The sequence below is a fragment of the Arthrobacter sp. NPDC058097 genome (assembly GCF_042884885.1).
Lineage (GTDB): Bacteria > Actinomycetota > Actinomycetes > Actinomycetales > Micrococcaceae > Arthrobacter.
Map to the genome: position 1 here is coordinate 302207 of NZ_JBHVSZ010000003.1, position 26476 is coordinate 328682.

20 protein-coding genes and 1 pseudogene are annotated in these 26476 nt (G+C 68.2%); 8 read left to right on the forward strand and 13 right to left on the reverse strand.

What is annotated here, in order from left to right; translation table 11 throughout:
- Positions 1 to 44: 44 nt before the first annotated feature.
- The 8 genes from ACFVTE_RS07885 to ACFVTE_RS07920 form a co-directional block, all read right to left on the reverse strand.
- A complete protein-coding gene (locus tag ACFVTE_RS07885) occupies positions 45 to 1664 on the reverse strand; it encodes a DUF222 domain-containing protein (protein ID WP_387098885.1) in 1620 nt (539 codons plus the stop codon).
- Between the two features lie 149 nt (positions 1665 to 1813).
- Positions 1814 to 4492 (reverse strand): PEP/pyruvate-binding domain-containing protein, encoded by a 2679-nt coding sequence (locus tag ACFVTE_RS07890; protein ID WP_387098887.1) that lies wholly within the window; start codon positions 4490 to 4492, stop codon positions 1814 to 1816.
- A gap of 157 nt (positions 4493 to 4649) precedes the next feature.
- Entirely contained in the window at positions 4650 to 5072 is a 423-nt protein-coding gene (locus ACFVTE_RS07895) for a heat shock protein transcriptional repressor HspR (RefSeq protein ID WP_387098889.1), read from the reverse strand.
- Between the two features lie 15 nt (positions 5073 to 5087).
- Positions 5088 to 6065, reverse strand: coding sequence for a DnaJ C-terminal domain-containing protein (locus ACFVTE_RS07900; RefSeq protein WP_387098891.1), 978 nt, complete (start codon positions 6063 to 6065; stop codon positions 5088 to 5090).
- 94 nt (positions 6066 to 6159) lie between these two features.
- The gene (locus tag ACFVTE_RS07905) at positions 6160 to 6819 is read right to left on the reverse strand and encodes a nucleotide exchange factor GrpE (RefSeq protein ID WP_387098893.1); all 660 of its coding nucleotides are present in this window, start codon (positions 6817 to 6819) and stop codon (positions 6160 to 6162) included.
- Between the two features lie 2 nt (positions 6820 to 6821).
- Positions 6822 to 8687 carry a molecular chaperone DnaK gene (dnaK, locus tag ACFVTE_RS07910; protein WP_387098895.1) on the reverse strand — a complete coding sequence of 622 codons (1866 nt, stop codon included), beginning with the start codon at positions 8685 to 8687 and terminating at the stop codon, positions 6822 to 6824.
- Positions 8688 to 8923: 236 nt separating this feature from the next.
- Entirely contained in the window at positions 8924 to 9271 is a 348-nt protein-coding gene (locus tag ACFVTE_RS07915) for a hypothetical protein (protein WP_387098897.1), read from the reverse strand.
- Positions 9272 to 9425: 154 nt separating this feature from the next.
- Positions 9426 to 10166: a TetR/AcrR family transcriptional regulator gene (locus ACFVTE_RS07920; RefSeq protein WP_387098899.1), complete on the reverse strand. Its 741-nt coding sequence runs from the start codon at positions 10164 to 10166 to the stop codon at positions 9426 to 9428.
- A gap of 155 nt (positions 10167 to 10321) precedes the next feature.
- On the opposite strand from ACFVTE_RS07920, the gene ACFVTE_RS07925 reads away from it, so the two are divergent.
- Positions 10322 to 11296 carry an NAD-dependent epimerase/dehydratase family protein gene (locus tag ACFVTE_RS07925; protein ID WP_387098901.1) on the forward strand — a complete coding sequence of 325 codons (975 nt, stop codon included), beginning with the start codon at positions 10322 to 10324 and terminating at the stop codon, positions 11294 to 11296.
- Here the strand turns inward: ACFVTE_RS07925 and ACFVTE_RS07930 are convergent.
- Positions 11293 to 13473 (reverse strand): MMPL family transporter, encoded by a 2181-nt coding sequence (locus ACFVTE_RS07930; protein WP_387098903.1) that lies wholly within the window; start codon positions 13471 to 13473, stop codon positions 11293 to 11295. The genes ACFVTE_RS07925 and ACFVTE_RS07930 overlap by 4 nt on opposite strands.
- A gap of 153 nt (positions 13474 to 13626) precedes the next feature.
- Here ACFVTE_RS07930 and ACFVTE_RS07935 point away from each other — a divergent pair, with 153 nt between their 5' ends.
- The 5 genes and pseudogenes from ACFVTE_RS07935 (at position 13627) to pabB (ending at position 18549) form a co-directional block, all read left to right on the forward strand.
- Positions 13627 to 14136: a MarR family winged helix-turn-helix transcriptional regulator gene (locus ACFVTE_RS07935; RefSeq protein ID WP_387098905.1), complete on the forward strand. Its 510-nt coding sequence runs from the start codon at positions 13627 to 13629 to the stop codon at positions 14134 to 14136.
- Positions 14137 to 14187: 51 nt separating this feature from the next.
- Positions 14188 to 15003: a methyltransferase domain-containing protein gene (locus ACFVTE_RS07940; RefSeq protein ID WP_387098907.1), complete on the forward strand. Its 816-nt coding sequence runs from the start codon at positions 14188 to 14190 to the stop codon at positions 15001 to 15003.
- 47 nt (positions 15004 to 15050) lie between these two features.
- Complete coding sequence (locus tag ACFVTE_RS07945; RefSeq protein ID WP_387098909.1) at positions 15051 to 15674, forward strand: LysE family transporter; 624 nt, start codon at positions 15051 to 15053, stop codon at positions 15672 to 15674.
- Between the two features lie 116 nt (positions 15675 to 15790).
- Positions 15791 to 16312: pseudogene (locus ACFVTE_RS07950) on the forward strand (low molecular weight protein-tyrosine-phosphatase); the annotation flags it as partial.
- Positions 16313 to 16461: 149 nt separating this feature from the next.
- Complete coding sequence (gene pabB, locus ACFVTE_RS07955) at positions 16462 to 18549, forward strand: aminodeoxychorismate synthase component I (RefSeq protein ID WP_387098911.1); 2088 nt, start codon at positions 16462 to 16464, stop codon at positions 18547 to 18549.
- Between the two features lie 62 nt (positions 18550 to 18611).
- On the opposite strand, the gene cls is transcribed toward pabB, so the two are convergent.
- On the reverse strand, positions 18612 to 20087 hold the full coding sequence (gene cls / locus ACFVTE_RS07960) for a cardiolipin synthase (RefSeq protein WP_387098913.1): 1476 nt from the start codon (positions 20085 to 20087) through the stop codon (positions 18612 to 18614).
- Positions 20088 to 20180: 93 nt separating this feature from the next.
- Here cls and ACFVTE_RS07965 point away from each other — a divergent pair, with 93 nt between their 5' ends.
- Both ACFVTE_RS07965 and ACFVTE_RS07970 read left to right on the forward strand, forming a co-directional pair.
- Entirely contained in the window at positions 20181 to 21113 is a 933-nt protein-coding gene (locus tag ACFVTE_RS07965) for an aminodeoxychorismate lyase (RefSeq protein ID WP_387098915.1), read from the forward strand.
- 166 nt (positions 21114 to 21279) lie between these two features.
- A complete protein-coding gene (locus ACFVTE_RS07970) occupies positions 21280 to 22377 on the forward strand; it encodes an EAL domain-containing protein (RefSeq protein WP_387098917.1) in 1098 nt (365 codons plus the stop codon).
- A gap of 16 nt (positions 22378 to 22393) precedes the next feature.
- On the opposite strand, the gene ACFVTE_RS07975 is transcribed toward ACFVTE_RS07970, so the two are convergent.
- Genes ACFVTE_RS07975 through ACFVTE_RS07985 form a run of 3 tightly spaced genes read right to left on the reverse strand, consistent with a single transcriptional unit; the run spans position 22394 to position 26356 of the window.
- Positions 22394 to 23443: a PLP-dependent cysteine synthase family protein gene (locus ACFVTE_RS07975; RefSeq protein ID WP_387098919.1), complete on the reverse strand. Its 1050-nt coding sequence runs from the start codon at positions 23441 to 23443 to the stop codon at positions 22394 to 22396.
- The gene (locus ACFVTE_RS07980; RefSeq protein ID WP_387098921.1) at positions 23440 to 25056 is read right to left on the reverse strand and encodes an aromatic amino acid ammonia-lyase; all 1617 of its coding nucleotides are present in this window, start codon (positions 25054 to 25056) and stop codon (positions 23440 to 23442) included. The genes ACFVTE_RS07975 and ACFVTE_RS07980 overlap by 4 nt, the downstream gene beginning before the upstream one ends.
- Positions 25057 to 25060: 4 nt before the next feature.
- Positions 25061 to 26356, reverse strand: coding sequence for an NtaA/DmoA family FMN-dependent monooxygenase (locus ACFVTE_RS07985; protein ID WP_387098923.1), 1296 nt, complete (start codon positions 26354 to 26356; stop codon positions 25061 to 25063).
- Positions 26357 to 26476 lie beyond the last annotated feature (120 nt).

A 26476-nucleotide genomic window follows, 5' to 3' on the forward strand; every position in this document is an offset into this window, starting at 1 on the left:
CGGCGGGCACCCACGGAATAGCATCAGCGGAATAAAGGCAGACGCTAAGCGGCCGCGGGCCAAGACCAGTTAGGCCAAGGATCCAAAGGCAGTGGTGGATCCAGGTCGTCGGGTCGGTCCGGCGGCCCCACCCAGTCGTCCGGCTCCGGCCAATCCCCGCCGGGTGGCAGCTCCCGCCATTCCTGGCCGGGTGGTGGTTCTGGCCAGGTGGGTGGTTCCCAGTCCTGGTACTCGGCCGGGTAGGTCCGTCCCGACGGTGAGATCCAGCCCGGCGGGGCGTCGCGGGTGGCGCCGACCGGTCTCCATTGCGTGTTGTGTTTCAGTTTGTGGTGTTTCGGGCAGGGTAGGCCGAGGTTGGCGACGGCGGTGCCGCCGCCGTCGGCCCAGGCGAGGATGTGGTCGGCGTCGTTGTCCAGGGAGTGGTTGTTGCAGGCCGGGAACGTGCATTTGGCGTCGCGGAGCCGCAGCCATTGGCGCATGGGTTTCGTCAGCCGGTAGCTGGTGCGTCCGATCTCCAAAGGCGCGCCGTCGCGCGGGTCAACAAGGACCCGGAGGAATGATGTTGCGCCGTCGGCGACGAGCCGGCGCGCCATCGACGGCGGAATCGGACCGTGCCCGTCCAGTGTGGCCGGCTCCTCGGACAGGCCAAGCAGCGAAAACACCGGCACCGTGACCAGGACCTGCGCTTTCGGTGACGGCACATCAACCGGAACGGAATCCGCTGGTCCCTCCGTCTCGGAACCGGCAGGCGGGGAACCTGTGGACAGGGAGCTTATGGTTGCACCCTCAACCCCGCCATGGACTCCCGGTGCCGGGCCGAGCAGCCACCCGGCAAACGCGTCGACGCGGAGCTGGGTCAGGGTCCGGGTTTCGGTCGGGCCCCGCATGGCCCGGGCGGCGGCGGTAGTTCGGTTCCAGATCCCGGCCGCCTGGTCCGCAGGCAAATACGCCGACAGCCACGCCATCCCGTCCCGGTCCGGGGCATACTCCAGCCGCCGGTCCTTCACACTCCTGTGGTGGCGGGTTTCGATGCTGACCGGATGATGCCGTTCCCGCCAATACCGGGCCTTCGCCCGAAACCTCGCCGGCGTCAGCTCCCCGGCCGGACAACCCCGCGCCGGGTTCGGTGCGTCCGGGTCCAGGAAATGCGCCTCAAACGCCGCCGCCGCTTCGGGTCCCAGCCCCTCGGTCTCGTCGCACATGATCCGCCCGTGCTGCCACGACAGCGCCCCTGTTCCCAGCGCGGCCAGGGTCAGCGGCAGGTTCGTGCTCAGCCTGGCGGACTCTTCCAGAAAGCGTGCCGCGGCCCCCTCGCTCACGGTCAGCGCGCACGCGACCTCGGCGGTCACCGACATCTCCAGCGCGTCCCGCTCCGAGACGGACGCGTCAGGAGCCGTCAAAGCCGCCGCGGCAGCAGCGAAACCGGCAGCGGCCTGCACCTTCAACGCCGCCACCCTGGCCTCCAGCCCGGCCGTCTCAGCCAGCACATCCAGCCACGCATCCGCCTCATCACGCAACGGATCACCGCCAGCCCCAGGACCCGCAACGCTCACGGAACCGGCACCAGCAACCTCGGCGCCGGCGGCCTCACGGACAAAACCAGCCAGCACAGCAACAGAGGACCCAATACCCTCCACCGTCTGCACCGCTGCCTTCGCATCCATACCCACAGCATGACAGGGGGCACCGACAATAAAGGGCGGAAAAGGCCCCACATGCGGACCGGTCCGAAAAATCTTCTTGAATGAAAACCAGGTAGCAGATCAGGGCGCTCCCAGCCCTGGGAACGCCCTGATCTGCTACTTACTTGGGGTCAGGTTGCGGAGCCGTCGAGCGTGACGGTGCCGGCGTCGCCGTCGACCTTCAACTGCTGCCCACTGGACACCCGCTGGGTGGCCACGCCCGTTCCCAGGACGGCGGGAATGCCGTACTCGCGGGCGACGATCGAGCTGTGGCTCAGCGGCCCGCCAACGTCCGTGACGACGCCGGACGCCATCGCAAACAGCGGCGTCCATGCGGGGGTGGTCATGCGTGCCACCAGCACCTCGCCCGGCCGCATGCTGGCGAAGTCGTCGGGGCCGTGCAGCAACCGGGCCGGCGCGCTAACCTGCCCCGAGCTCGCGCCGACACCGCTGATGACGTCCCCGGCCTGCTGCACCGAACGTGCGGGCATCATGCTGCCGAACGCCCGCTCCATCCACCGGCTCTCGGGCAGCAGCTGCGGGGCCGCGGCTTTCCGCTGGCCACGCCACAGCATCTTGCGCTGTTCAACGGCTTCTGCCCGCACCGGCCGGTCCGTGCCGGTGATGGCCGCGCCGGGCGTGGCCAGCCCGAAATCGATGGCGTTGCGGAGTTCGTCGAGGCGGAGCCAGAAGATGTCGGCCGGCGCGGCGATGACACCCGAAGCCGTCAGCCGCTCCCCCAGTTCCAGCAGCATCCGCCGCATCAGCGGCCAGGCCAGTCCGACGTCGGCCAGCGCGTCCTCACGGACGGGCGCCGCTTTCTGCGCCCAGCGCAGCAGCCTCCGGAAGACAGCACGACGGCGGGGACCCAACCGGGTGCTGATCAGCCGGGCCTGCTCCTCCCGCCGGTCAGCGGACCGTTGCTGCCGCTCGTGCGGATCCTTGCCTTGCCCCCGCACGAAGTACCTCAGGGTTTCCAGCAGTGCGGAAGGATCATCGGCCGGCACCGGGTTGACGAAATCCAGGTTGTAGACGGCATGCCCGTACCGGTCCAGGTGCCGCTGGAGGCGGGAACGCCACTCGTCCCACTGTTCCGGGTCCACATTTCCGGCCACGCCCGCGGGAGGTGCGCCGGTGCGGAGAGCCTCTGCGATGGCGGCTGCTGACCCTTCCGTGACGGCGGCGGCGAGCTGCGGCCTTGCGCGGGTCCACACCGCAAGGTCGTACAGGGACTTCTCCGCGCGGATGGGTTCGCTGTCGTAGCCGAGGAGGAACACCTCTGCCGACGGATCTCCGGGCCGGCGGACGAGCTTGTCATAGTAGCCGCGGAGCATGATCTCGCTGGTGGCTGCGATGGGGATGATTGACTGCACCGCGGTGTAGTACGCGGCGCCGGCGTCGAGCAGCGCGGTAATGCCCTCCAGCAGTTCGGCGGCCGGGCGGTCCGCCGGAGGTTTGGCCGCCCAGAACTTTACGAGTCCGCGGTACTTCGGGTGCGAGTGGTCGCGCCAGCCCTTGATTCCCATGTGGGCCTTGCCCTGCGCCAGCGCGCGCATGGCCGTCAGCGACCGGCCCATGACCCGCCGCATTCCGGCGTTGTTGTAGTAGTAGTACGCGTAGCCGTTGACGGTGGGCAGTGAGACATCCCCCGGCCGCACCACGCTCTTGCCGAACGCCTCGTTGAGCAGGGCGTTCAGCGACTTCACCACGGAGCCGTCGATGAGGTCGGCGAACAGGGGCGACAACGGGTCCGGCAGCTGCTCGACGATGCTGGCCCGGAAGTACATCCCGTTCGGGTAGGGCAGCGGCCACTCCGTCGGGGCATCTGCAGACGGTTCTGGCAGCGCGGTGATGGGGCGGGCCTGCAGGATGAAGAAGTCCCCTGCCGCCTCCGCCCATTCGATGTCCTGCGGCGATCCGAAGTGCTTCGCTATGGCTGTCCCCTGGCGGGCCAGCGCGGCCGCCGCATTGTCGTCGAGCACGGGCTCCCGGCGTTTCTCTTCAGGCACCGCCTGCTCCCTGGTGCCTGCTCCGTCGTAGACCGTCATGACGTCCTTGTCCGCCGTCCGGCGCTGCTCAACCCGGCCCGTCGCGGCATCCACCACGACGTCGTCCGTGGTGACGGCCCCGCTGACCAAGGATTCGCCCAGCCCCCAGGCGGCGCTGATCACGACGTGGTCCCGGCGGCCGGTGGCGGGATCGGCGGTGAACAGCACGCCGGCGGCCCCGGCATCGACCATCTCCTGGATCACCACGGCGAGGCGCACGGTGGCCGGGTCGAAGCCGTTCCGTGAGCGGTACGCCATGGCTCGGGCGTTCCAGAGTGACGCCCAGCAGTCGATGACGGCGGCGGCGACGGAGTCGGCCCCGGAGACGTTCAGATAGGTGTCCTGCTGGCCGGCGAAGCTGGCCGAGGCGAGGTCTTCGGCGGTGGCCGAGGAGCGGACCGCCACGCGTGCTGCTGCATCCTCGCCGACCGCCGTCGCCCGTTGTCCCAGCCGTGCGTAGGCGGCCCGGAGTTCTCCGCTGATCTCCTCGGGCATGGTGCTCTCGGCGAAGAGCGCGCGGATCTGCGCAGCGGCAGCGTCATACTCGTCGTTCGGGGCGCCGGAAGGGAGGGCGGCGAGCTCAAGGATGCGGCCGGCGATCCCGTTGGCGTTGACGAAGTCCTGGTAGGCCGCCGTGGTGAGTACGAAGCCCGGCGGCACCGGAAAACCGGCCCGGGCCAGCTCGCCGAGGTTGGCGCCCTTGCCGCCGGCCTCGTCCAGATCGCTGCGTCCCAGCTGGTCAAAGTCCCTGATGTAGGTCATGACCCTGCGTCCCTTCTGCCCGGGAGCCGGAACCGCGGCATTGCGGCCTGGTGACCCCGTTCCGGCGCTGCACCCTATTTTTGGCGCAGCATCCGGTTCTGGCAATGGGGTTCAGCGTGCGCCGCTGGCTGGGGCACTATTGGCTGGACGGAGCTGGCTAGATGTCACCGCGCGGCTGCCACACCACCACGGCCTGCGAACGGGGCCGGGGCCGCTGTCCTCGCGCCAGGCTCACCACGTCGCCCGCGGTGCCGGCGGCAAAGATCCGGGATTCCAAGGGCTCACGACGGCGGGCCAGTTCCTCTGTCAGTTCGGTCACCCGGTGCTGCAGGGCGGCAACCTGGTTTTCGAGGTCCAGGATGCGTTTGATCCCCTCGAGCGAGACGCCCTCATGGGACAGCCGCTGCACCTCACGGAGCCGGTTCACGTCCCTCTGGGAGTAGCGGCGGGACTTGCCCGGCGCCCGGCTGGGCGAAACGATGCCCAGCCGGTCGTACTGGCGAAGTGTCTGCGGGTGCATGTCGGCGAGCTCGGCCGCCACCGAGATGACGAAGATCGGCTGATCGAAATTGATTTCCAAGGCCGGCACCCGCCCCTAAAGCCGGGCCTTGGCTGCCAGGCCCTGGCGGACATCCGCGCCGGCGGTGGCGGCCGCAAATGCTTTCACGGCCTCCTCGGCCTCCTTGCTCAGGTTCTGCGGAACAGCGACGTCGATGGTCACCAGCAGGTCGCCGGTGGCCTTGGACGTCTTCACACCGCGGCCCTTGACCCGGAGGGTACGCCCCGACGGGGTGCCGGCGGGAACGCGGACCCGGACGTGTTCGCCGTCGATCGTGGGAACCTCGATGTCGGCGCCCAAAGCAGCCTCCGGGAAGCTGACGGGTACGTGGATCCGGAGGTTGTCGCCGTCGCGCGTGTAAAAATCATGGGGCTTGACGTTGACGGTGACCAGAAGGTCGCCGTTGCCCGCCGGGCCGTACTGGCCCTTGCCCCGGACGCGGACCTTCTGGCCGTCCTTGATGCCCGCAGGCACCCTGACGTCGATGACTTCGCCGTCCGGTTCACGCAGCCCGATGGTGGTGCCGCGGATGGACCCGGCGAAGGAGATGCTGGTGCTCGCCGTTCGGTCGGCGCCCTTCTGCGGGGCCCGCTGGAAGCCGGCCGGTCCGCCCCCGAAGCCGCCACCGAACAGGTCGGCAAACTCGGGCGGAACGCCGCCGGCGGTGCTGAACCCGCCGGAGTGCCGGCCGCCGCCACCCGTGAACAGGCCGCCGAAGAGGTCCTCGAAGCCGCCGTTCGCGGTGCTTCCCGCGCCGTGCGGGGCAAAGCGGGCGCCGCCGCCCATGGCCCGGATGGCGTCATACTGCTGCCGCTCATCAGGATCGGATAACACGGAATACGCTTCGGAGATGTCCTTGAACTTCTTCTCCGCAGCAGCATCCCCGGAGTTCGTATCAGGGTGGTACTGCCGGGCGAGCTTCCGGTAAGCCTTCTTAATGTCAGCGTCGGAAGCGTCCTTGGCAACACCAAGGATTTTATAAAAGTCCTTGTCCACCCAGTCCTGGCTAGCCAATGGCGTTTCCTTTCAAAAATCTGTGCCGAGATGACAATTCACGGCGATGTTCTCTGGAATCACCGCCGCGAACTGTCATCTCGATGAGGTAATGCTATGCCGGAACAGCGACGATGACCTGTGCTGCCCGGAGGACCCGTTCGCCTGTCTTGTAGCCGGAGCGGAGCACCTGGCTGACGGTGTCAACCTCGATGTCGTCGCCCGGCTGCTGGATGAGGGCCTCGTGGATGGTGGGGTCGAACTCCACGCCGGTCTCATCAATGCGGGTCAGGCCGTACGTCTTCAGCGCGTTCTCCAGCTTGGTGGCGATCGCGGCGAACGGGCCGTCCGCGAGGTCACCGTGCTGGCGGGCGGCGTCGACGTCGTCCAGCACCGGGAGCAGGGAGTTCAGGACGCCGATGACGGCCATCTCCCCTGCCACGGCGCGGTCGCGCTCGACGCGCTTGCGGTAGTTGACGTACTCGGCCTGGAGGCGGAGCAGGTCGTTCTTCAGCTCCGCCGCCACGGCGGCCTCGGTACCCTGCGCCACGGACTCCTCGGCGGGGACCTCAACCTGGTTGAGGATTTCCTCAGCCTGGGCGAGAGCGTCGCCGTCGGAATCGGCTTCCGGCGCGGAGGACTGTCCGCCCTCCGGGTGCCGGGCCTCGCCGGTCACCGGGTCCACCTTGCGGTGGTCCCGGATGACCGGCTCCTCGCGCTTGCCGCTCTGGTCGTGGGAAGAGTTGTGCTCTTCTTCGTTTCCGTGATGCGGCATGGTTACTTCTTCTCTTCTTCGTCGACGATTTCGGCGTCGACGATGTCCTCGTCAGCCTTGCTCTCGCCTGCGGCAGCGCCTTCAGCACCTGCAGCGCCGGTGGCGCCGTCCGGGGAACCGGCCTGGGCGTAGATGGCCTCGCCGAGCTTGGTCTGGGAAGCCTGCAGCTCCTCAAACGCGGTCTTGACGGCGGCGTCGTCGGTGCCTTCGAGGGCCTTCTTGAGGGCGTCGACGTCGGCCTGGACCTCGGTCTTGACCTCTTCGGGCAGCTTGTCGCTGTTGTCGGCGATCAGCTTGTCCACGGAGTAGGCGAGCTGCTCGGCGGTGTTGCGGGTGTCGGTGGCCTCGCGGCGTGCCTTGTCCTCGGCTGCGTGCTCCTCGGCGTCCTTGACCATGCGGTCGATGTCTTCCTTGGAGAGCGCGGTGCCGCCGGTGATGGTCATGGACTGTTCCTTGCCGGTGCCCTTGTCCTTCGCGGAGACGTGCACGATGCCGTTGGCGTCGATGTCGAAGGTGACCTCGACCTGCGGAACGCCGCGTGGGGCCGGCGCGATGCCGGTCAGCTCGAACGTGCCCAGCGGCTTGTTGTCGCGTGTGAACTCACGCTCGCCCTGGAAGACCTGGATGGCCACGGAAGGCTGGTTGTCGTCAGCCGTGGTGAAGGTCTCGGACCGCTTGGTGGGGATGGCCGTGTTGCGCTCGATCAGGTGCGTCATGACACCGCCCTTGGTTTCGATGCCCAGGGACAGCGGGGTGACGTCGATCAGGAGAACGTCCTTGCGCTCACCCTTCAGCACGCCGGCCTGCAGGGCTGCGCCAACGGCCACAACCTCGTCCGGGTTGACGCCCTTGTTGGGCTCCTTGCCGCCGGCCAGTTCCTTCACGAGGTCGGAGACGGCGGGCATACGGGTGGAGCCGCCGACGAGCACGATGTGGTCGATGTCGGAAAGCTTGATGCCGGCTTCCTTGATGACGTCGTGGAACGGCTTCTTGGTGCGCTCGAGCAGGTCCTTGGTCAGGTCCTGGAACTTGGCGCGGGTCAGCTGCTCGTCCAGGTGGACCGGGCCGTCCGGGGTGACGGAGAGGTACTGGAGCGAGACGTTGGTGCTGGTGGAGGAGGAGAGTTCCTTCTTGGCCTGCTCGGCAGCTTCGCGGAGGCGCTGCAGGGCGATCTTGTCCTTGGACAGGTCGATGCCCTTGACCTTGAGCTGGTTCAGCAGGTACTCGACGACGCGGTTGTCCCAGTCGTCGCCGCCGAGGCGGTTGTCACCGGCGGTGGCGCGCACCTGGATGGTGGAGAAGTCGTCTTCGTCCTTGCCGACTTCCAGCAGGGAGACGTCGAAGGTGCCGCCGCCGAGGTCGAAGACCAGGATGAGCTCGTCTTCCTTGCCCTTGTCCAGGCCGTAGGCCAGGGCAGCTGCGGTGGGCTCGTTGACGATGCGCAGGACGTTCAGGCCGGCGATCTCGCCGGCTTCCTTCGTGGCCTGGCGCTCGGCGTCGTTGAAGTAAGCCGGAACGGTGATCACCGCGTCGGTGACCTTTTCGCCGAGGTAGGACTCGGCGTCGTTCTTCAGCTTCATCAGGACGCGGGCGGAGATTTCCTGGGCCGTGTACTTCTTGCCATCGATGTCGACCTTCCAGTCCGTGCCCATGTGGCGCTTGACGGAGGCGATGGTGCGGTCGATGTTGTTGACGGCCTGGCGCTTGGCGATTTCGCCGACCAGCACTTCGCCGGACTTGGAGAACGCAACGACCGACGGCGTGGTGCGGCCACCCTCGGCGTTGGCAATAACGGTGGGCTCGCCACCTTCGAGAACGGAGACGACGGAGTTGGTAGTTCCGAGGTCGATACCTACTGCACGTGACATGTGTTGCTTCCTTCTTTCCTTGGAAACTTGGGGTCGCCCATTTCCTTGAGCGGTCTGCACTCAACCTTACTCCGAGCGGGATTTAAGTCAATCCAAAGTTGAGTCAGATGCGCTCAACTTTGTGCCGGGACCGCCTGGCAACGCGGAAAAACCCCCGGCTTCCACGCGGGATATCCGTGTAAAACCGGGGGTTCTTCAATAAATGGCAGCCGGATTTCGCCCAGCGTGAACTGCGCCTAGCCGCCGGAGGAGCCGCCGGAGGAGGTGCCGGCGTCGCCGTAGTCGCCCTCGGGATATTCGCCTTCCTCATCCTGGGGCAGCTCCTGGCCGACGGTTCCGGCCCGGCCATAGTTACCCTGCGGGTACTCGCCTTCCTCCACCTCGGCGGCAGGCTCGACCGTACCCGCGTCGCCATAGTCCCCCGCCTGGTATTCACCTTCGGGCTCAGCAGCGGATTCCTGCCCCGCTACGCCGGCGTCGCCGTAATCGCCCTCGGTGTACTGGCCGCTGTCCCCTTCGAGTGCCGGATTCCTGGAGCTGTTGTGCGTCTTGCCCGCGTTGCCGGACTCAGTGTTGTCGGTCATCGGTTGATCACTCCTTCAAAAGGACTGGGCGCACCTGGACCGGGCGCAGTGGCAGTCTACTCAGCCCGCGCGGGAGGCAACAGGGGCCGGCCCCGGGGGCAGCGGGTTGGGGCCACGCGGACGGGGTCGCGGTGCCGCGGTGCCGCGGTGCCGGCTACAGCCCGGCGAGATCCGCCAGTACGGCGATATGGTGCTCGAACAGTTCGTCCGGCGCGGAAAAGGTGCCGGCGCCGTACTGCCCGAACACCTCAAAACTGACGGCTCCAAATAGTGAGGTCCAGACGAGGGTGCCACGGGCCAGCAGGGCGTCCGGGACGTCCACACGCAGCTCTCGCCGGATTGCGTCAAGGTCGGCAGCCAGGGGCGCCGGCACCGCGGAAGGCCCTCGCTCGGCAAGGCGGCCGGCCCGGTAAGCGGCGTCCAGAATCTGCACCAGGCCGATAACCACCCTCGTGCCGGGTGCCGTGGTCCGCTCCGCCGGGGCCTGGTAGCCCGGCACCGGGCTGCCGAACAGGAGGCCGTAGCGCGCCGGTTCGCGGAGGGCCCACCCGCGGACAGCCCGCGCCAGCGCTGCAAACCGGGCCCTGGACTCGTCGGCAGGGACGGACTCGACGGCGGCATCCACGGCATCCCCCAGGTCGTCGTACGCGTCCACGAGCAGGAGGGTCAACAGCTCGTCGCGGCTCCCGACGTACCGGTAGACGGCAGAGGAGACAACACCCAGGTCGCGGGCTACGGCGCGGAGCGACAGGGCGGCGGCCCCGTGCTGCGCCAGGTGCTGCCGGCCCAGCCGGATGATGTCGGCGACGGTCTGCGCCCGGGCACGTTCACGCGGCGTGCGGATCTTCCCGCCGGCAGCGCCCGGCCCGCCGGCGGCCTCTGAGATAGCTGGCATCAGCCCAGCATGGCACGGATCAGAGCAGTGTCAACAATTGAGAGCACTGCTCTTGACTTTGTCCGCCGGCGGCAGCATCCTTATTTCGAGAGCAGTGCTCTCTAAGCACGCCGGGCCATTCGGGACCAGCCGCACTGCACGAAGGAGATTTTTCAATGTCAGGTCTTTACGTGGTCACCGGCGCCGGCCCTGTGGGCTGGACGGTGGCAGGGCAATTGGCGGAGCGGGGCGAACGGGTCCGGCTCCTCACCCGCTCGGGCGGCGGTCCGGACCATCCGCACATCGAGAAGCTGAAGCTCGATGTGCCCAACCCCGCGCTGCTGGGCGACGCTTTCGACGGCGCGGCGGCGGTCTTCCACTGCATCCACGGCTCTTCCTACAGCGCCGCAGCCTGGGAACAGGAGCTTCCGGCCGCCGAACAGGCGGTCCTGGCTGCGGCAGGCGAGGCGGGCGCCGTCGTCGTCTTTCCCGAAAGCCTTTACTCCTACAGCAACCCGGAGCAGGTGCTGACCGAAAACAGCGCGCGGGAGGCCGACGGCGGCAAACGCGGGATCCGCGCGGCGCTGCTGCGGGCGCGGGCGGCGAGTGCCACGGACACCGTCTCTGTAGTGGCGGGTGATTTCTTCGGCCCCCGTGTCCGCATGGCCCACGCCGGCGAGCGCATGGTGCCCGCCGTCCTCGCCCGCCGCCAGCTGCAGGTGGTGGGCAGCGCGGACCAGCCGCATTCGTTCACCTACGTTCCCGATCTGGCCGCGGCCATGATCGGGGCCGCGGGGAAGCCCGGGCTGTGGAACCGGGTTCTGCACGCACCCACCAATCCGCCGCTCACGCAGCGCCAGATCGCCCAGGCCTTCGCCGCGGCTGCAGGCGTGGTGCCCGCGAAGGTCCACGCGGTGCCGGGCTGGGTCCTGCGCACCCTGGGGCTCTTCTCGGCCGACATGCGGGAGATCAGCGAGATGCTGTACCAGTTCGAGCGGCCGTTCGTGATGGATTCGGCGGCCAGTGAGGCGCAGCTGGGCCTGCAACCGACTCCCCTGGGCGTTGCAGCCAAGGCGACGGTGGAGTGGTGGCGCTCGGAGCTCGCCGCCGGGCAGGGGCGGGCCACGGCGGGAATCCCGGCCGGAACCTAGCTGACCGCCGCTTCCGCCGGCCCTTCCGCTTTCATGGCTTCCTGCGCATCGTCCCGGCTGAGTTTGCCCGGCCACCAGATGCGCCGGCCCAGGTCGAAGGCCAGGGCGGGGACCAGGAGCGAGCGCACCAGAACGGTGTCCAGCAGTACTCCGAAGGCCACGATGAACGCCAGCTGCACCAGGAACATGATGGGGATGACGCCCAGGGCCGCAAACGTGGCGGCCAGGACCACCCCGGCCGATGTGATCACGCCGCCGGTCACGCCCAGTCCGCGCAGAATACCGGGGCGGGTCCCGTGCTTCAGCGACTCCTCGCGGACCCGGCTCATGAGGAAGATGTTGTAGTCCACGCCCAGTGCCACGAGGAACACGAAGCCGAACAGCGGCACCGTGGCGTCGGCTCCCGGAAAGCCCATGACGCTGTTGAACACGACGGCGGAAACACCCATGGCAGCCGCATAGGAGAGAACCACCGAGGCAACAAGCAGGACGGGCGCGAGGACGGACCGCAGCAGGACCATGAGGATGAGCAGAATAACGGCGAGGACCACAGGGATGATTGTGATGAGGTCCCGCTGCGCCGTGGTGTTGGTGTCCAGCGCGGTGGCTGTCACCCCGCCGACCAGGGCATCGGGGTCCGCGCGCTTGACGGTCTCCCGCATCCCTGCCACGGCCTTCTCCGCTGCGTCAGAATCGGCGGCGAAGTCGAGGGTGGCATTGAGAAGCACCCTGCCGTCGCGCACGGCCGGGCCGGCCGGCGTTCCCGGGACTCCCGTGAGGGGCACGCTGCCCTCGGCCAGGAGGTAGGCGGCGCCCACGCCGTCGGCGGCCTTGACTGCGTTGAGGACTTCCCCGGATTTCCGCTGGTTGGTGACGATGACCACGGGACTGCCGCTGCCGGCGTCGAAATGGCGCGCGAGCGCATCCTGCCCGTCCACGGCGTTGGAGGCGCTAAGGATGACGGCGGTCTGCGGCACACCGTTGGCTTTCAGTTGCAGGACCCCGGCCGAAGCCGCGATCAGCAGGAGCGCGGACGCCACCCACACCGCGCGGGGACGCCGTGACACCAGCGTTCCGACGGCACGCCACAGCCCGCGCTGGCCCTCCAACCCGGTGGTCAGTTCCGGCTCACGCGCCTCTTCAGGCTGGAGCCTGGGCCGGAATGGCCAGAACGCTGCCCGCCCCAGGAGTGCCGCGAAGGCCGGGAGCAGGGTGAGCGCAGCGAAAAGGGAACACACGATGCCCGCGGCCGCCACCGGGCCCAGCGCCCTGTTGGAGTTGAGGTCGGAGAACAGCAGGCACAGCAGCGCAATGGCAACCGTTGCACCCGAGGCCAGGATCGGCGCAAAGGAGGCCCGCCAGGCGGTGAGCGCGGCGGCGGTGCGGTTGGCCGTGTGCTCGAGCGCCTCACGGAAGCGGGCCACGTAAAGCAGTGCGTAGTCGGTGGCCGCGCCGATCACCAGGATGGAAAGGATGCCCTGGCTCTGGCCGTTGAGCTGGATCCAGCCCGCCTTGGCCATGCCGAACACCAGCAGGATGGCGGCACACAGCGCGAACACCGAGGTGAGGAGCACGGCGAAGGGCAGAAGGAGGGAGCGGTAGACAACCAGCAGGATGACAAACACCGCCGCCAGCGCCACCAGCAGCAGGATGCCGTCGATGCCTGCGAAGGCCCCGGTGAGGTCGGCTGCGAGCCCGGCAGGACCGGTGACGAACGTCTGCGTGCCGTCCGGGGCGGCCGCCCGGACCTCGTGGCGCAACTGCGCGACGGCGTCGGCCGGTTCGGCTGCCGCAACGGACACGATGTACTGGACGGCCTTCCGGTCCTGCGAAGGCACCGGCCCCACCACCGCACTGCCCAACTGCAGGTCTTCCAGCTTGGTTTTCAGGGCGGCGGCCGTGCCCAGTTGGGCAGGCGTGAGGGCGCTGCCGCTTTCAAGAACGACGACGGCGGGCACCTCGCCGGAGTCCTGGAACCTTTGCTGCCACTCGCGGGCCTCGGTGGCCTCCGCACCGGCCGGAAGGAAGGACGCCTGGTCATTCGACGAGACCTCATCCAGCCTGCCGAAGGTGGGCCCGCCCGCACCGGCAATGGCGACCCAGCCGAGGACGAGGACCACCGGAATGAGCCACCGGAGCCAGAACGGGATCCTCGCAGTACGGGTTGCCTGGTTCATGGGATGACCTCCTGGGCATGGCGGCCGCCGGCCGCCGTCGATGATTGTTCCAGCATAAACTATCTCTACCATGGAGATATATACCGGCTTCCCACCGGGCGGGATGCCTTGGCTGTAAACTCCGGAAGGCAACACCGAGGAGAGGAGGCGGACGTGCCCCAGCAGCCTGGCAGCCCGTCCGACGGGGCGGCCCCCTCAGCCCCGGGCAGGCCGCACCCACTGGTACGGCTGCTTCAGGAGTTCACCCTGGAAGCCAACCGCTACGTCGATTCTGCTGGCGGCCGGAACGACATGCACCGGACGGACCTCAACGCCCTCGCCGCCGTCATGAGGCACGCAGCGAATGGCGACGTCGTGACTCCGGGAACCCTGCGGAAGGAACTGAGCCTCAGCTCCCCGGCCACCACGGCACTTGTCGACCGGCTGTGCGGCTCCGGGCATCTGGTGCGCGTGCGCGAAGGGCAGGACCGGCGGCAGGTGCAGCTCCGGATGACGGACAAGGCGTACCGCGACGGTTCCGCCATGTTCCTGCCCCTTGCCCGCCACATGGACAGGGCCATGGCCGGGTTCACGGCGCAGGAACTCGAGACGGCGGCCCGGTTCATGGACGCGATGATCGCAGCCACCGTCGCGGCCAGCCAGGAAGCCTCCGGCGCGCCGTAACCACCCCTGCCGCTACCTTCCCGAAATGCGGAGAAGGAGTAGCGTTTCCCTATGAGCGCGCAGCAGCCGGAAGACGTCTACACTCACGGCCACCACGAGTCCGTGGTCCGGGCCCATGCCTCCCGGACGGCGGAGAATTCGGCCGCGTTCATCATCCCGCATCTCACCCCGGGCGTATCGGTGCTCGACGTCGGGTGCGGGCCGGGCAGCATCACCTGTGACTTCGCGCTTTTGGTCGCACCCGGGAAGGTGACAGGGCTGGACCGCTCCCCCGATGTAATCACCCACGCCCGTGAGCTGGCGGCCGACCGCGGCGTCGGAAACGTGGAGTTCGTGGCGGGCAACATCTACGACCTCGACTTCGAGGACGACACCTTCGATGTGGTCCACGCCCACCAGGTCCTGCAGCACCTGACCGACCCCGTCGAGGCGTTGCGGGAAATGCGGCGGGTGGCCAGGCCCGGCGGCATCGTCGCGGTCCGCGACGCGGATTTCCACGGCATGAGCTGGTATCCCGCGATTCCGGAGCTGGACGAGTGGATGGACCTCTACCAGCGGATCGCGCGCAGGAACGGCGCAGAGCCCGACGCCGGCCGCCGGCTCGTCTCGTGGGCACAGGCCGCCGGCTTCACGGACGTGGCGCCGACCAGCAGCAACTGGCTCTACGCCACCGGCCAGCAGCGCCGCTGGCAGGCCAGGGTGTGGGGCGAACGCGTGCTGCATTCGGCCTTCGCGGAGCAGGCCCTCGAGTACGGCTTCGCGCAGGAAGCCGACCTCACGCGCATCTCGGCCGGCTGGCACCGGTGGGGTTCCACCGACGACGGCTGGTTCCTCATCCCCAACGGCGAGGTCATCGCCCGGGCCTAAATCGCCGGGCGGAGCAGCCCACCCCGCACACCGACTAAACTTGATGGGTGCAATTCTCCTTGTGGCTGGCCCTCGCGGGCGCCGGCGTCCTCATCAGCTTCACCCCTGGCGCAGGCGCCATCAACACCATGAGCAACTCGCTGACCGCCGGGTTCAAACGCTCCATCTGGGGCATCCTTGGGCAACAGGCCGCCCTGATCCTGCACGTCATCGTGGTGGCGCTCGGCGTCGGCGTCCTGGTTGCCGGCTCCCCGGTCGCGTTCAACGCCATCCGCTACGCCGGCGCCGCCTACCTGGTGTACCTCGGCATCAGGCAGTTCCTGCGCCAGCCGGACCTTGACCAGGAGAAGGTGGCCGCGCTCCGGGACGAGCCCGCCTGGTCCATGTTCCGCCGGGGCCTGTGGGTCAACCTGCTCAACCCCAAGGCCATCGTGTTCTTCCTGGCCTTCATGCCGCAGTTCATCCGGCCCGCCAACCCGCTGCTGCCCCAGTACGCCGTGCTCGCGGCAACCGTGGTTCTCATCGACATCCTCGTCATGTGGTTCTTCTTCGCGGCGGCGGCCAAGTCCTTCCAGCGCCTTACCCACAACGCCCGCGGCCAAACGATGCTCAACAGGATTTTCGGCATCCTGTTCGTCGCGGTGGGCGTGCTGCTGGCGTTCATCCATTAACAAGGGAGCGCTACCTGCACAATTTTGTGACAGCCCGGCCGCCCAACTTTACGCAGCTTGTCGATAATAAGGGCACTTACTAGCCAAGAGGGGCCGGCATCCGACATGCTTAGCCAATGACCTCAACGACGAGCCCATATCGCGTCATCGCCGTCTGCACGGGCAACATCTGCCGCTCCCCCATGGCCGAGCTGATGCTGAGCACCGCCTTCGCCGAAGCCGGACTCGCCGACGTCGTGGTCGTCGATTCTGCAGGCACCACCGCCTACGAGGCGGGACGTCCCATCGACCCCCGGGCAGCACGGAAACTCACCGCCCACAACCTTCTGTCAGACCGGCACATCGCACGGGAATGGCAATCCGAATGGTTCACTGAACGCCACCTGATACTGGCCCTGGATGTGGACCACTACGGCTGGCTGCGGGCCTCCGCCCCGGACGACGAGTCGCTGTCCCGGATCCGCATGCTCCGCAGCTTCGACCCTGACCTGGCGGATGGCGATCCGCTCGAGCAGGGCATCGAGGACCCCTGGTACGGCGGCCACGCCGACTTCGAGGCGGTGTGGGACCAGATCCAGGCCGCCGTCCCCGGAATCGTCCGCTACGTGCACGACGCGATCGCGCAGAACGCATCAGTTGCAGGGCGGAATGATGCCGGTACCGGCGCGGCCCAGGTCCGGATAAATGAGCACCGGGCACGCAACGGCAAGCGCCACATCCATCCGGTCACGGGCAGCCCGCTTCACAACGTCCAGGTTGGGGACAGCCAGCAGGTACGCTCTATTTCATGACCCCCGCACCTGTGATCATCGCCATTGACGGGCGGTCCGGCGCAGGTAAAACCACATTGGCCATCGAACTCGCAGCCACGCTTAGGAACCACCACAAGGTCTCGCTGTTCCACCTGGAGGACATCTATCCCGGCTGGGACGGGCTGTCGGCCGGCATCGAACGCTACGTCACCACGGTACTGGCGCCCCTGCGGCGCGGCGAAGCGGCCACCTGGGTCAGCTGGAACTGGAACAACAATGACGACGGCGACGCCCGGGTCACGCTGCCCGCCGAGATCGTGATCGTCGAGGGCGTGGGGGCGGCGGCCGCCGCGGCCAGGCCGCTCCTGGACGCCGTCATCTGGGCGGACTCCCCCGACGGCGAGCGCCGCAGCCACGCACTGGCACGCGACGGCGACACGTACGAGCCTTTCTGGGACCAGTGGGCCGGCCAGGAGGCGGAGCTCCTGGCGGCAGACGACATCCCGCAGCATGCCCACGTCCGGGTCCTCAACCGCGCGGACGGCACCGCCCCCGAAGACGCCCTGCAGGCCCTCACCTACCTCCCGGCGCTCACCACCGCCCTTGTTCCCGAGCTGTCCTCACGGCGGGGCCTGCGCCTGCTTTCGGAACGGCTCGACGCCAGCCCCGATCCCGCCGCGCTTTTTCAGGAGCTGTACGGGACATCCCCGAACGCTGTCTGGCTGGACTCATCGCTGCGTTCGGCAGGCGCGGCCGGTCCCGCCAGCGAAACTCCCGCGGCGGAACGCAGCCGCTTCAGTGTTTTGGCGGACGACGGCGGCACGTTCGGCCAGTCTGTCCTGCACAGTTCCGGGATTACCCGGATCACCGCAGGCTGCGCCACCGCCAACGTGTCCGGCCCGTTTTTCCGGTGGCTGGAAACGGTCTGGGGACGGAAGGCGGTGCGCGGCCCGGAGGACTATCCATGTGACTTCGCACTGGGCTGGCTGGGCTACCTCGGCTACGAGCTGAAGCGGGAAACCGGCGGGCAGGACATTCCCTCGGACACGCCTGACGCGGCGCTGATCTTCGCCGGCCGCGGCGTGGTCCTGGACCACACGGACCACGCGGTGTGGCTGCTTGCCCTGGACGCGCCGGATGCCGAAGGCTGGCTCAAGAGCACCCGCGCTGCGGTGACCGCCGCACCCGAAGCCGGCGGCAGCACCGGCGTCGTACTTCCGGCGACCCGAAACGCTGCGCCTGATCCCGCTGTGCCTGATAACGCAGCACCGGCATTTGCCGGCCGCGACAGCGAGGCGAGCTACAAGCGCAAGATCGCCGAGGCGCAGCACCAGATCGCCGAGGGGAATTCCTACGAGGTCTGCCTCACCACCACCCTCGCTGCGGAGGTGCCGGCGCTCGACCCGTGGACCGCGTACCTGGCCCTGCGCCGCCGGAACCCGGCCCCGTTTGCCAGCTACCTGCGGTTCGGCGGCCTCACGGTGGCCAGCACGTCGCCGGAGCGCTTCCTGCGGATAGCGTCCGACGGCGGCATGCGCGCCGAGCCGATTAAGGGAACCCGCCGCCGGGCTGCTGATCCGGAGATCGACGCCGCCCTCCGCCACGACCTGGCCACGTCCCTCAAGGACCGGGCGGAAAACATCATGATCGTGGACCTGCTCCGGAACGACCTGAGTCATTTCGCCGAGCCGGGGTCGGTGACTGTCAGCCGGCTGTGCGAGATCGAAAGCTACGCGACCGTGCACCAGCTGGTGAGCACCATCGACGCCGTCCTGCTGCCGGGGTCGCCGCGCGCCGAGGCTGTTGCCGCCTGCTTCCCGGCGGGCTCCATGACCGGGGCGCCGAAGATCAGCACCATGGCGATCCTGGACCGGCTGGAGGAGGGTCCGCGCGGCGTCTATTCGGGGGCGATCGGGTACTTCTCGCTGAACGGGGCCACGGATCTCGCCGTGGCCATCCGCACGCTGGTGGTGCAGGACCGCGGCCCAGACGAAATGGTGAAACTCAGCCTCGGCGTCGGTGGCGCCATCACGGCCGACTCCGTGGCGCAGGACGAGTACGAGGAGATCCGCACCAAAGCCTACGGCGTCCTCTCCACCCTCGGCTCCCCCTTCCCGGACTGAGTTTTTGGCCAGATGTCGCGAGTTATTGGGCCCATAAGTCGCGACAAGTGGACAAAAACTCCTTATTGGACCGTGGCCGTCAGCCGGGCCACATTGTCCACGTACCTTGCTGCGAGGGGCCGCCGCATCCAGTCCTCGAGCCGCAGTTCATGGGAGATGTCGCGGTAGGTGTCCTCCACTGCGCGCATGCTTTTGACGGTGTCGGCGCCGAGCAGCATCACCGACACCTCCAGGTTCAGCGAGAAGGACCGCATGTCCATGTTGGACGAACCCAGGACCGCCACTTCGTCGTCGATGGTGAAGTGCTTGGCGTGGAGCACGAACGGCGCCTTGTACAGGTAGATCCGGACGCCGGCGCGCAGCAGGGCCTCATAGTAGGACTGCTGGGCGTGATGGACCAGGAACTGGTCGCCCTTCTCGGAGACGAACAGTTCCACGTCGACGCCGCGCTGCGCAGCGGTGGTGATGGCGTAGAGCAGGGAGTCGTCCGGCACGAAGTAGGGACTGCAGACGGATATCCGGTGCTGCGCCGAGTAGATCAGCGTGTTAAAGAGCCGGAGGTTGTTCTCGGTGGTGAAGCCGGGGCCGCTGGGCACCACCTGGGCGGTGACACCGCCAGGGGACGGCTCGGCGGACAGCTGCAGCTGGTCCTCGAGCGACTCGTCAGTCTCGCTGAGCCAGTCGGTGGCGAAGACAACGTTGAGCGTGGGGACGATCGGGCCCCGCAGGCACGCCATCAGCTCGATCCACTCCCGGCCGGCCTTGCGGTGCTTGGGGTTGTTGTACGAGGGCTCGATCAGGTTCTGGGACCCCGTGAACGCCACTTCGCCGTCGATCACCATGATCTTGCGGTGGTTGCGCAGGTCCGGCCGGCGCCACTGGCCGTGGATGGGGAGCAGCGGCAGCATCCGCCGCCACTGGATGTTGCTGGCCTTGAGCCGCCTCAGCAGCTTGTTGTACCCCTTCACGCGCAGCGTTCCGATGTGGTCGAACAGCACGCGGACCTGGACGCCGCGGTCCGCCGCCTCTTCGAGGGCGGTAAGGAGGTCGTCCGTGACGTGGTCCGTGCTCATGATGTAGAACTCGGCGTTGACGAAGCGCGTGGCCTTCCGCACGGCCTCGGTCATGGCACGGATGGAGTCCGGGTAACCGGGAATCAGTTCCACCTGGTTGCCGTCCACCAGCGGGATCGACCCGAGCCGGCGGTTGAGTTCGGCCGCGGACAGGACCCATTCGGGCCCCGAATACTCGCTGGCGACGTCGGACAGCGCCGCGCTGCCGGCACGGACCCGCTCGTTGACCAGCTGCTGCTGCTCGGTGCGGCGGCGGGACAGCTTGAAGTTGCCGAAGAGCAGGAAAAGGATCAGCCCGAGGACCGGCACGAAGAAGATGCCCAGCAGCCAGGCCATGGCCGTGGTGGGACGCCGGTTGCCGGGGATGATGCCCACGGCCAGGACCCTGATGGCCAGGTCCGCGCCGCTGAGCAGCAGGATCAGCCACGCCGGCAGTGTTTCTGCCAGCGGAAATGGCCACAACACAGTTGAAACCCCCGTTATTTCTCGCTCTCGCAGCCATTCCTTATGGAGCGTTGAGGCCAGCCTATCGGGCACAGGCCGCACTAAGCTTGAGGCATGACCTCTCGTACCTCCCACACAGTGCTGGTGTTCCTGGATCCGGACTATCAGAACGGCCGGCTTGCCGACCCCGAAAAGCCGCAGCTGATGGCCACTGACCTGGGCGCCACCCGCGGTGACGGGGTGTTCGAGTCCATGCTCGCCGTCGCCGGCCACACGCGGAAGATCCAGGCCCACCTGGACCGGCTGGCCCGCTCGGCGCAGGCGCTGGACCTGGAGATTCCCGGGCAGGAGGACTGGCGCCGCGCGGTGGAGACCGGCGTCGCGGCGTTCCGCTCCGACAACCCGGCGCCGTCCCCGGAACTGGACGAGGCAGTGGTCAAGCTCATCGTCACCCGCGGCATCGAGGGCGCGTCCGCCCCCACCTGCTGGGTGCAGGTCTCCCCGGTGGCCGCGGCCGGCCGGCGCCAGCGCGAGACCGGCATCGACGTCATCCTCCTTGACCGCGGCTACGACAGCGATGCGGCCGAGCGTGCCCCGTGGCTCCTGCTCGGCGCGAAGACCCTGTCCTACGCCGTGAACATGGCCGCACTGCGGCACGCCCACAAGCAGGGCGCGGACGACGTCATCTTCACGTCTTCGGATGGCCGGGTGCTGGAAGGCCCCACGTCCACGGTGCTGCTGGCGAACGTGGAGAAGAACGACGCCGGAACAACGGTTAAGCGCCTCGTCACGCCGCAGCTGGACAGCGGCATCCTGCCCGGAACGTCACAGGGCGCCCTGTTCGCCGCCGCCAAGGCGGCAGGCTGGGAACTGGGCTACGGCCCGCTGAAGCCGCAGGACCTGGCCGACGCCGACGCCGTCTGGCTGATCTCCAGCATCCGCCTCCTGGCGCCGGTCAATCACATCGACGGCCGCGAAATCGGCACGCCGGCACTGCGCAAGCAACTGACAGCAGAACTGAACGAGTTGTTCGCCGGCATCGAATAATCCGAAGCCAGGCACAACAAAAAGGCACCGGTCCAGAAAATGCGGGACAAGGCGGTGTCCCGGGTTGTAGTCTTCTTCCACGGCCACTGCCCGCGTCTCGCGGCGGTGATGGCAGGTGGCCTGGTTCCGGGCTCAGCCGGAATGAGTACGTATAAAGGAATAGCCGATGTCTCGGGATGACAACTCCCTGCACGCATTGACAAACTCACGACCCACGGGCTGGGGGGCCCAGGCAGCGCTGCCGGGGGACATGGGTGAAATTTCTGTGCGCTGGCAAGCCCACCAGATCATTGCCGAACTGCTCGCCGAGTCAGATCCGGCCACCGAGTGGACGCGCGAACAGCTGCGGGCCCTGTGCGAAGCCCATCCGGATAACCCTGAACACGTGCTGCTCGAGCACCTCACCGCCACCACAGAGCTGGCCAACGCGGAAAACGGCGCCATCCCGGTGGGCGAGCGGGCCCAGGCCGTGGCTGCCCCTGAGCCCGTGCCGTTTACGCGGCGCAGCAGGAACCGGATCGAAGCCATCCTTGCCGACAAGATGCTGATGACCGCCTTCCAGCCGATCCGCAGGCTTCCGGAGGGGCAGGTGATCGGCGTCGAGGCCCTGACCCGCTTCGTCAGCGACGACGGTGCCAGCGCGGACCACTGGTTCACTGAGGCAGAATCCGTTGGACTGGGCACCGATCTTGAAATCGCGGCACTGCACCGCGCTCTTTCCGCGGCCCAGGCCGTGCCCGACCACATGTTCATCGCCCTGAACCTGACGCCGGCAACATGCGCAGACCCAAGGATCCCGGGACTGCTGGAACATTCCCAGCTGGCCCTGGACCGGATGGTCATCGACCTGAACGGTTCGATCCCCCTCGAGCAGTACCCGTCGCTAACGGCCGCCCTCGCTCCGCTGCGGGGCCGGGGGCTGCGGATCGCCGTGAACGGCGCGGAGGTGGGCTTCACGTCCATGGACCAGGTTTTGGAACTTCACCCTGACATCATCAAGCTGGACCGCAGTTTCATCGCGGGCATCGAGGACTCCCCGGGCCAGCGCCTGCGGGCCGCCGCCATGGGTGAACTCGCCCGGTACATCGATGCCGTCCTCGGCGCACAGGGCGTGGAGACGCCGCAGGAGCTGGAGGCCGTGACCGAACTCGGCATGGCTGCCGCGCAGGGTTACCTGCTGGGCAGGCCCTCCGTGCATCCGCTGGACTGGAACGCCTGGATCCGTTCCGAGAGCGAGACGGCCGCCAGCGGCCCGGCCTCCTGACAGGATTCCGGCGACGCTAGTCCTCCGCAAAATCCGTGGCCAGCCGGATGTGGTTGTCCGCCAGCCAAACAGGGTTGAAGGCCTTGCTCTGGTAGTTGGCGCCAGTGTCCGGGGCGATCGCCACCACCATCGACCCGTGCGGCGCCGCCCTGGCCACCCGGAGCGCCGCCGCCACCGTCAGTCCCGACGACGGCCCGAGGGACAGGCCTTCGTCGTTGAGCAGCCGGTGCAGCGTGGTGTAGACCTCGTCGTTCGGAATCCGCAGGAACCGGTCCAGCAGGCCGCGGTCAAAGACCTTTGGCCAGTCAGGCTTGGGCCAGGAGTTGCCGACGCCGTCCACCAGGATCTGGCCCGGATGCCCGCCGCTGTAGACCGAACCGTACGGGTCCGCGCCGACCACCTCCACGTGCCCGCCGGACTTCTCTTTGAGGTACCGCCCGTTCCCGGTGATGGTGCCGCCGGTGCCCACGCCCGCGACGAAGTGCGTCACCCGGCCGCCCGATTGCTCCCAGATTTCCGGCGCCGTTCCCTCGTAGTGCGCCCGCGGGTTGGCCGGGTTGTCGAACTGGAGCGGACGCCACGCGCCCGGGATTTCGGCGGTGATCCGGGCCGCGACCGCCCGTGCGTTCTCCGGTGAATCCGACGGCGCACTCCAGTCCGTGAACACCACCCGCGCGCCGTACTGGTTCAGGGCGTCCAGCTTTTCGGACGAGATGGAATCCCCGGTGACCACCACCACGGGATGGCCGGTCAGCGCCCCGATCAGTGCCAGCCCGATTCCGGTGTTCCCGGAGGTACTTTCCACGATGGTCCCGCCGGGCTGCAGCTCGCCGCTGCGCTCGGCTGCGCGGACCATGCTCAGCGCGGTCCGGTCCTTGATGGAACCACCCGGGTTCTCCGATTCGAGCTTGACGAAGACAGTGCTCCCCAGGCCGCGGCTCAGCGTCTCCAGTGGCACCAGCGGAGTGTTCCCCACGCGTGCCAGCACAGCATCGGCATCCATGCCCGGATGCACTATCGGCGCCACGTGCCTGGGCTGGCGGCCGCTCCCTGCCAGAGTGGTCATGCTTCTCCTCCCCCGTCCTCCGGACTTTCCGGACCGGGTATCTGTAATTCGGGCAGTCCTGCCAGCAGATCCCCCAGCGCGGCACGCGCACGGTCCACCAGCACTGCCGCCGGCAACTGCCCGGCCAGCAGCTCCGACAGCTTCGCCACAACCGCGCCGGTGCCTGTTCCGAGCTGCCGGGTTTCCGCCTCCCGCCCGTCCGTGTCCTGTGCCTCCGCCAGAAGGTAAGAGGCCGTCAGCGCCTCGATGGTGAGGAGCTTCGCTGCGGCCTCCACCGAGCGCTCCAGCTGCTGGAGGGCCAGCGGGGCCAGCGTGGAGTGGTCCTCCACGTCCGCCGACAGGGTGGGCGCTCCGAGCGTGGCCGGTGCCGCCAGGAATTTCAGCTCCGCCAGCAGTCCTGCGGCCGAGTACCAGAGCAGTCCCGGCAGGTCTTCGGACGCGAGCGGTGTCCCGGCCCGGGCCGCCTCGAGGTTGAGCTGCCGGATCAGCCGCTGCGGCGGGTAGAGCTTGGCGATCCGCCGCTCGCTGCTGATTCCCACGTGCGCCAGTCCCAGCCGCAGCGCCTCGAACGCCAGGGCCAGCTGCATCGGCTGGAAGTTCCCGCCGGACACCATCCGGCCGGTGGTTATGTCCGCGAGCGGGTTGTCGCCCCGGCCGTTGAGCTCCACCTCGAGCGCCTCGGCCAGGGCTGTGACCTGGGCCCGGAACGCCCCGTGCGTCTGGGGCGCCGCGCGGAAGGACAGGGCATCCTGGACGGACACCTGCCGCCGCGGGTCCTCCAGCCAGCCGCCGCGGACCAGGCGCCGGACGTTGGCCGCCGAGATGCGCTGGCCGTCCACCGCCTTGGCCGACTGGACAGCCGGCGAGAACGGGCTGAGGTTCCCGCCGCCGTCGTACCGTGCAGTGGCCTCAAGCGAGAGCGCCAGCGCGGTGTCCGCCAGGTCTGCGAGCCACCGGGCGCGGCGGAGCTCCAGCGCGCCGGCGCCGATCGAATAGGAGTTGGCACTGACCAGCGCCAGGGCCTCACCGGGAGCCAGGACCAGCGGTTCCAGACCGGCGGCGGTGAGCGCCTCCGCGCCGTCCTGCAGGCCGCCGCCGGGAGTCAGCGCCTGCCCTTCCCCGATGGCGACGGCGGCAACCGCCGCGAGCTGGGTGAGGTCCGACGAGCCGACGGATCCGTCACGTGGAACGGCCGGCAGCACGCCCCTGTTCAGCAGCTCTGCAAAGAACCGGGCAGTTTCCGGACGCACCCCCGAGCCTCCCCGGGTGAACCCGATGAGCCTGGCCAGGATGAGGGCGCGGACTTCATCCCGGCCGAGCAGCCCGCCGACGCCGCTGTGGTGGTAGCGCACCACCTGCAACTGGTAGTCGAGGATGGATTCCTCCTCCACGGCCGTGTCCCGCCCGGAGCCGAGCAGGGTGTTGAGTCCGTAGACCCGGTGGCCGGAATCGATGGCCGCCTGCACCACCTGGCGGGACAGGCCTACGAGTTCGAGGGCCTCGGCGCTGAGGACCACCTCCACCGCAGGATCGGCGGCCGCCGCAGCCACATCGCCGGCGCGGATATGCGCCGCGCCGATCAGGAACGTGCCGCGTTCACCAGCCCCTGCCATGGCGTTAGAAGTCCAGCAGGTTCCGGCGGAAGCCGCCGTCGCCATAGCTCGTCCGCAGCAGTCCCCGACGCCGGAGCACCGGCGCCAGCCTGTCCAGTACGCCGTGAATGGTGGCCGGGTCCACGAAGCCTGAGAAGAGGAACCCGTCGCCGCCCACCGCGGTCCCGGTTTCCTCGAGGTAGTCGGCGATTTCCTCTGCGGTGCCGATGATGCTGTCGCCGGCTCCGCCGCTGCGGGCCTGCAGGATCTGCCGCAGGGTGGAGCCTGGCGGCGCGGCCTTGGAGAAGTGCTCCAGGGTGCCTTGGTTGCTGTTGGTGCTGAGTTCGGGGAGGGGCGCGTCGAGGTCGAACTGCTTGAAGTCGATGACGGACAGGTACGAGATGGAGTTGAGCTGGCTGTCGATGTCCCGCTGCGTGAGCTCCCGGCGCGCGGCCCGCAGTTCCTCGGCCTCGGCCCTGGAACCGGTCACGGTGGGTTTGAGGACGAACAGCACCTTGACATCGTTAGGGTTCCGGCCGGCCGAGGCAGCTTCGGCGCGGATGGAGTCCCGGTAGGCCTTCATGCCGTCCACACCCCGGGCCAGGGCAATCGCGACATCCGCATTCGCACCGGCGAAGGCCTTGCCCCGCGGGGACGCCCCGGCCTGCACCAGCACCGGTTCCTCCGGCAGCGGCGCCGTGTTCAGCGGCCCCCTGACCTTGAAGAACTCGCCGTCATGGTGGATCGGCCGGACCTTGGTGTGGTCAGCGAAGATTCCTGCCCCGGCATCCTCCCGGATGGCGTCCGGTTCCCAGCTGCGCCAGAGCTTGCGCACGACGTCCACAAATTCCTCGGCTTTCTCGTAGCGGAGGTCGTGCTCGATCTGCTGGTCCAGCCCGTAGTTTTGCGCGGCCAGGTCGCTGCCGGAGGTCACCACGTTCCAGCCCAGCTGCCCGTTGGAGAAGTGCTGCAGCGTGGCCAGCAGCCGGGCGGCGGTGAACGGCGGATAGAAGGACGCGCTGATGGTGGGCACGATGCCCAGGTGTTCCGTGGCGGAGAGCAGGTACGGCACCAGTGCCAGCGGATCGTGCTTCGGAGCAAAGGACGCCTGCGCCAGTGAGACCTCGGCGCTGCCGCCGTAGGTGTCGGGGACGGTGAGCGAGTCCTCGACGATGAACAGGTCCAGCCCCGCCCGCTCGAACTCCCGGACGGCGTGCTGGTAGGGGTCGGGCTTCTTCCAGTCATAGCCGATTCCGTAGCCGGGCGTGCCCCAGCCCTGAACCCCGAAGCCATGACCCACAAACCATCCAAAATGCAGCATGGGAGTCACTGTATTCGGGGTCGAATCATTCACTGTGGCCTGGTTTCATCCGGCGTTACGGCGGGTCATCTCCCGTCATTATCCTCCCGGTCACGGGCTTTGTAACCGCATGCCGGCGTC

What these genes read in the sequence shown, in the direction of transcription:
- ACFVTE_RS07940 (WP_387098907.1), top strand. Translation starts at nt 14,188, where the DNA reads ATGAGCGCGCAGCAGCCGGAAGACGTCTACACTCACGGCCACCACGAG.
- ACFVTE_RS07905 (WP_387098893.1), bottom strand. Translation starts at nt 6,819, where the DNA reads ATGCCGCATCACGGAAACGAAGAAGAGCACAACTCTTCCCACGACCAG.
- ACFVTE_RS07985 (WP_387098923.1), bottom strand. Translation starts at nt 26,356, where the DNA reads ATGCTGCATTTTGGATGGTTTGTGGGTCATGGCTTCGGGGTTCAGGGC.
- ACFVTE_RS07925 (WP_387098901.1), top strand. Translation starts at nt 10,322, where the DNA reads ATGTCAGGTCTTTACGTGGTCACCGGCGCCGGCCCTGTGGGCTGGACG.
- ACFVTE_RS07975 (WP_387098919.1), bottom strand. Translation starts at nt 23,443, where the DNA reads ATGACCACTCTGGCAGGGAGCGGCCGCCAGCCCAGGCACGTGGCGCCG.
- ACFVTE_RS07980 (WP_387098921.1), bottom strand. Translation starts at nt 25,056, where the DNA reads ATGGCAGGGGCTGGTGAACGCGGCACGTTCCTGATCGGCGCGGCGCAT.
- ACFVTE_RS07890 (WP_387098887.1), bottom strand. Translation starts at nt 4,492, where the DNA reads ATGACCTACATCAGGGACTTTGACCAGCTGGGACGCAGCGATCTGGAC.
- ACFVTE_RS07920 (WP_387098899.1), bottom strand. Translation starts at nt 10,166, where the DNA reads ATGCCAGCTATCTCAGAGGCCGCCGGCGGGCCGGGCGCTGCCGGCGGG.
- dnaK (WP_387098895.1), bottom strand. Translation starts at nt 8,687, where the DNA reads ATGTCACGTGCAGTAGGTATCGACCTCGGAACTACCAACTCCGTCGTC.
- ACFVTE_RS07930 (WP_387098903.1), bottom strand. Translation starts at nt 13,473, where the DNA reads ATGAACCAGGCAACCCGTACTGCGAGGATCCCGTTCTGGCTCCGGTGG.
- ACFVTE_RS07970 (WP_387098917.1), top strand. Translation starts at nt 21,280, where the DNA reads ATGTCTCGGGATGACAACTCCCTGCACGCATTGACAAACTCACGACCC.
- pabB (WP_387098911.1), top strand. Translation starts at nt 16,462, where the DNA reads ATGACCCCCGCACCTGTGATCATCGCCATTGACGGGCGGTCCGGCGCA.
- ACFVTE_RS07915 (WP_387098897.1), bottom strand. Translation starts at nt 9,271, where the DNA reads ATGACCGACAACACTGAGTCCGGCAACGCGGGCAAGACGCACAACAGC.
- ACFVTE_RS07965 (WP_387098915.1), top strand. Translation starts at nt 20,181, where the DNA reads ATGACCTCTCGTACCTCCCACACAGTGCTGGTGTTCCTGGATCCGGAC.
- ACFVTE_RS07885 (WP_387098885.1), bottom strand. Translation starts at nt 1,664, where the DNA reads ATGGATGCGAAGGCAGCGGTGCAGACGGTGGAGGGTATTGGGTCCTCT.